5 protein-coding genes are annotated in these 5,207 nt (G+C 37.0%); 3 read left to right on the plus strand and 2 right to left on the minus strand.

Annotated elements, in window-relative coordinates:
* The coding region (locus NI465_RS16360; RefSeq protein ID WP_253145994.1) for a hypothetical protein at window positions 1-726 on the minus strand (726 nt) is incomplete at its 3' end.
* Window positions 727-941: 215 nt separating this feature from the next.
* On the opposite strand from NI465_RS16360, the gene NI465_RS16365 reads away from it, so the two are divergent.
* Entirely contained in the window at window positions 942-2,378 is a 1,437-nt protein-coding gene (locus NI465_RS16365; protein ID WP_253145995.1) for a MobA/MobL family protein, read from the plus strand.
* A 47-nt stretch (window positions 2,379-2,425) separates the two neighbouring features.
* Here NI465_RS16365 and NI465_RS16370 read toward each other — a convergent pair whose 3' ends face one another.
* The gene (locus tag NI465_RS16370; protein ID WP_130169017.1) at window positions 2,426-2,707 is read right to left on the minus strand and encodes a RepB family protein; all 282 of its coding nucleotides are present in this window, start codon (window positions 2,705-2,707) and stop codon (window positions 2,426-2,428) included.
* Between the two features lie 1,099 nt (window positions 2,708-3,806).
* Here NI465_RS16370 and NI465_RS16375 point away from each other — a divergent pair.
* Together NI465_RS16375 and NI465_RS16380 are read left to right on the plus strand one after the other, a co-directional pair.
* Window positions 3,807-4,814 carry a replication initiation protein gene (locus tag NI465_RS16375; RefSeq protein WP_253145996.1) on the plus strand — a complete coding sequence of 336 codons (1,008 nt, stop codon included), beginning with the start codon at window positions 3,807-3,809 and terminating at the stop codon, window positions 4,812-4,814.
* Between the two features lie 84 nt (window positions 4,815-4,898).
* Entirely contained in the window at window positions 4,899-5,090 is a 192-nt protein-coding gene (locus tag NI465_RS16380) for a hypothetical protein (protein ID WP_180042317.1), read from the plus strand.
* The last annotated feature ends 117 nt before the right edge of the window (window positions 5,091-5,207 follow it).

Here is a 5,207-nt window from a genome sequence, read left to right on the forward strand (position 1 = left end):
TTCGATATCTTGAGCCATATTTCTTATTTTTTCTATTATTTCTGAGTGATTATTTTTAATAGAATTTCTTACATTTTTAGCTTTATTTTCATCATCATTCGTTACGTCTGACAAGTAGTTGCAAACAATAAAATCTTCAAGCAAATGATGCAAAATCGCTTCTTCTGTATCTTGGGGACCAAACAGATAATTGTCTTTTAAAAATTGGCTATATTTAAGAACAACACCGCCCAAGAAGTATTTACGACGTTCATTCTCTTTTCTGCGCTTTTGTCCTTCTGTCTGCTGTTCTTGAGTCTTTTTAATCTCTTCTTGTCGTTTCTGGCTTTCTGCACGTTCAATTTCAGACTTAGCGATTTTTTCAAGTTTTGCGTATGTCGTCAGTGCTTTTTGACAATTAAAAAAACCGTCCCGATCTTTCCAGTCATAACCGAGAATCTCTTTTTCTAAGCTTGTAAGTGGGATAGTCGTAGTCGCTTTATGTTGAATAATTTTGTACAACTCAGCATTTTTTCTATACGCAGTTCTTTGACGATCTACAGTTTTTATTAGCGTCAACAATTCATTATCAACAGCAATATGAGAAGCCGTAATCGGTCTAAAATTTTCAGCATCACAAAGTTCTTGCTGTGCTTTAGTTCGAAATTCCATACGCATTGCAAAACGAATTATTCTGTTCAAATCAGAATCATCAAACAACTTTGCCGGCCGTCCACGAGTCGCCATAAGAGAAACCACGCACAATAAAAATATAGTTTTCTCATCATACATTGTCACGCAACAAAAATTAAACTAAATTACGTGAGTAATTTATTTAATGTTTTGCTCGTCTACGTGTTTCTAATTCAAATTAATTACTACGTAATCAATTTGAATTAGAAACTCTCATCTCGCCCTGCGGGGCAAAAGCAAAACCGGCATACAAATGGGGTGTAAATAAAATGTATTATTTCGACTATGCATATACCGGAAAAGGCACAACAAAAGTCAAAAGCAAAACCGGCACAAAAGTCAAAAAAGCGGCATCGTGCAAAAACCGTTTTCACTACATCACACGCACAGCACACTATAAAAACCACAAAGACAATCTTCACGAAAAAGTTGAGTTTGTGAAATCTGGCAACATGCCCAGCTTTGCTGAAAATCGCCCAGATATATTCTGGGAAGCTGCTCATAATTACGAACGAAAAAATGCGCGCACTGCTGCAAGCCAAGTTATTGCGCTACCAAAAGAACTATCTGTTCAGCAACGAATCGAACTTGCAGAAGCATTCATTAAACAATTCACTGATGAGTTTAACTTTCCATATACCGCAGCAATTCATAATCATGCAGGCGAGATCGGCGACCAAGACCAACCCCACTTGCACATCATGTATTGCGAGCGTTCAGTTGATGAACATAACAGAACTGCTGAACAGTTTTTCAGTCGCTACAATGATGCAGAACCAGAAAAAGGCGGAGCGCAAAAAATTACTCCAGACGTTCGCGGCAAAGGCAAAACGATCATTAATGAAATGCGTGTCGATACAGAAGTTATTATTAATGAGCATCTGGAGAAATACGCACCGACCAAAATAGTAAAAATAAAGGGCATTGATGTTGAGGTGCCAAATGTTGTGTCATGCCTGCATCATGAAGATTACAACCGCATTCACGGCACAAACTTAAAGCCAGTGCCAATGATTCCAAAATCTTTGTTACGTCTTGACCCTGACCTGACGTTTAAGGACAAAGATAAAAATACTGCATATCAAGCGAAGCTTGCAGAGCGTGAGCGAGCGATCAATGAAGTCAATGACTTGCGTGAATACAACAACTATCAACTATACGAACATTATTATTTAGAAGCTAAAGCTCGACTTGCAGCAGATCAAAGCGCATCAAGAGCAGAAATCATTCGTACAGCTAGTGAATCACAGCGATGTAGCGCATTAGAAGCATGCAAACACTTCCAAGAATTACCCCCAACGCCTTTAATCGCAAGGGTTTTAGAGCTATCAGCTATTGAAGATAAACCGCAACATAATATTCGAGAGTACATTGAAGCAATAAAGCAAAAACAATATGCAATTATTGATGTACTCAAAAACGAAGCAAATGAGCCAATAATTCAGGCAAGTATTATAGCCCTTTCAAACGACCTAAAAACATATCAAATATTTGAAAATAAAGGATATATTAGAGATCAACATGAGAGGAATCTACTCAGGTTAGATCGGGAATTTGTGCAAAACTGGCTTGATGATCTAGCTACATGCAATAGCAACGACTTGCTAAATCGACAAGAAAGCACTGTTAAAAATCAGCAAGAAAATAGCAAAAATAATCGTGAAATTGACAAAGAAATTGACAACTCACCACGCCCAGATTTTTAGTATAAAAATAAAGCCCCAATTTTTGGGGCTTTATCAAATCAAGTACATCATCCTTTACTTTCAATATACTTCTTTAATCTACTGTTTTTAACAGCATATAAACGCTTATATTCTTTATCAATCAAACGTGTCAAAACGTCTTTTTGACTCCCCCCTGCTGCGCCGACAATATCTGCTAATTGATCAGCTACAGACTTATCTAAATATACGTCTAATCGTTGACTAGCATCACTTTTACGTCTTTCACGATACGCCCGTTGTCGCTCCGAATTCGACAGCGGGGCAGGCTTCAGCATGTCGATCGTCTTTTTATCATTCGCGTCTTTCATTGCATAATTCCAATTTTATTATTCAACCATCAAAGCATAGCATGAATTTACGTTACACGGTAATTAAATACAAATGCAGATTTATAAAAATATCGTTACCCGATAACTATATTGTTACCTGTAACACTTAATAGTTACCCTGTAACTTTTGATAGTTACCGTATAACATTTAAATTATGATTTTTTTATAAAAATATTACCGTGTAACAAGAAAATCGCAACTTCAAAAAATCGCAACTTCAAAAAATCGCACAAAATGCGCTGTATTCAACGAAACAGATGACAGGCATACAAACGTACTGCGACACATCAAAAGTCGCTTAAAACGCAAATCAGCGCAAAATAGAGCTATATTTATGATCAATTTGAGATACTAAAATTAGAAACAATGTGAAAATTCAAATTATTTATTAATCTTAAAGTTTAAAAAATACGTGCAATGTTAAAAATATCTAAACAATAACAGAAATTTACAGAGCGAGTGTCCACGAGCGAACTGTCAAAATCAAAATTCTCGCAATGCCTTTTCACTGATTACAAGCTCCCTTTCGCGTCTAAGCGAGAGTTACAGAGCGTCACGAAGTGCGCGAATTGATGCAGTTTGCATCTAGATCGAGCGAAGCGAGCATAAAGCTTCTGAGCGAAGCGAAGTCATATCTGCTTTTGCTTTTGGCACTCACGCTCACTAGTTGCAAAAATCGCCCCTCAGACTGAGCGAAGCGAAGTCACAACGTCCGAGCGAAGCGAGGGCATAGGGCGATTTTCTTTTTCTATTTTTAATCTTTTTAAAAGCTTTATAAAAGCTTTAAAGAGCTTTTAAAAGCTTTAAAAAAGCTTTACAGGGTGCCTGAAACCATTATGAATAAAGGCTTTCAGATGCTTAAGTGGGGGTGCGTTGCAGACAAAACAGGTTTAAGTGGGGGTGCGTTGCAGACAAAACAGGTTTAAGTGGGGGTGCGTTGCAGACTTAAGTGGGGGTGCGTTGCAGACAAAGTGGGGGTGCGTTGCAGACAAGGGGGGTGGCGTTGCAGACAACTATTGACTTGATAAGTGGGGGAGAATATATTGAACCAAACCCACACTTAAAAAGATAAAAATTGTGACAAAAACTTCTAAAACCACAAAAATACTGGACTTCTCTGAAGAGGATAAAGAGTTGTATCCATTGCAATCTTCTGTTGCAAAGTACCCAAAACACCTAGCTGTTCTGCAAAATGCTTTCTGGCAATTGCAGCATGAACGTCCACCAAAAGACGATCTACTCAAACTCTTAATGTATTTTAGCCCTAAAGTTCGACTTATTAACGATCAGCCCAATGAACGAACTACGTTTTCAATATCTGCTAGAGAATATGCTGAATTAACTGGATTGAGCATAAAAGGGGCATATTCGGCTTTAGATCGTGTTGTTGATGCCCTTTATAATCATAGTGTTATTTTTGATAGCCCAGATCGAGGCCGAGTTAGAACTCGATTAGTCACGACATCAGCTTATAAGGATGGCAATTTTACAGTTAGCTTTACTCATTATGCTTTGTACATCATGTACGTATTCAACAAAGATAATCCTTTCACTCAACTACAAATTAAATCTATTAGTGGCTTACACGGTCACGGTTTACGCTTATATCCGTTTTTAAGTCAGAATGAATATCGCTTCAATTTCGACATTGATCTAAAAGACTTAAAACGTGCTTTGGATCTCTCAGAAGATTCATACCCCGAATATCGAGACTTCAAGAGTTCAATATTGAAGCCGCACATTGATTTAATTAATGAAAAAACTGAGCTATCCGTTCAATTTAAAGCAGTGAAGAAAGAAGGTCGTAAAGCAAGCCATGTCAATTTTACTGTCACTAAAAAACGTACAGTAAAAGCTGAAACACCCCCAGAGCACCCCCTAGAACACCCACCAGAGCAACCCAAAAAAATTAAGGCTATAGATATATATAGAGCAATTTCAGACCCAAACGTTTTACCTCGTTTTTTGCAGTTTGGTGAAACTAGTGAGGATCTGATTAATCGCATTAAAGCTGATATCAAAGATGATAAAACTCAATACTGGCTCGACAAGCTACAAGACTTAAACATAGAGATTGATGCCTAATTTCAATAACCTCGCTTGCCCTGGGCAAGCGAAAGGATATTGAAATTCGTCATCGTTTAGTTCTTAAAAGGCTTTATAATCAAAATGATATCTGAAAAATATATAACAAAATTTGAAAAAGAAATTCTGCTTCAACAAAAAATTGAGCAGCTCGAAACAGAGCTTAAAGAATTTTCTGATCTTCAAAAAAAAGCATATAGCCCACGGCTTCAAAAAAGCATTGCAGGCTTAGAAAACAGGATTCTGAGAGCAAAAAAACTGCTGTACAACAACTGATTCAACTGTCATTTACGTTTATCATTTTCGATATCTTGAGCCATATTTCTTATTTTTTCTATTATTTCTGAGTGATTATTTTTAATAGAATTTCTTACATTTTTAGCTTTATTTTCA

Origin of the sequence: Acinetobacter lwoffii (assembly GCF_024129855.1) — a bacterium.
In the GTDB taxonomy this organism is placed as follows: Bacteria; Pseudomonadota; Gammaproteobacteria; order Pseudomonadales; family Moraxellaceae; genus Acinetobacter; species Acinetobacter lwoffii_L.

Bases quoted from the DNA above. Each gene is read 5' to 3' on its own strand.
- NI465_RS16365 (WP_253145995.1), top strand. From the start codon at position 942: ATGTATTATTTCGACTATGCATATACCGGAAAAGGCACAACAAAAGTC.
- NI465_RS16370 (WP_130169017.1), bottom strand. From the start codon at position 2,707: ATGAAAGACGCGAATGATAAAAAGACGATCGACATGCTGAAGCCTGCC.
- NI465_RS16380 (WP_180042317.1), top strand. From the start codon at position 4,899: ATGATATCTGAAAAATATATAACAAAATTTGAAAAAGAAATTCTGCTT.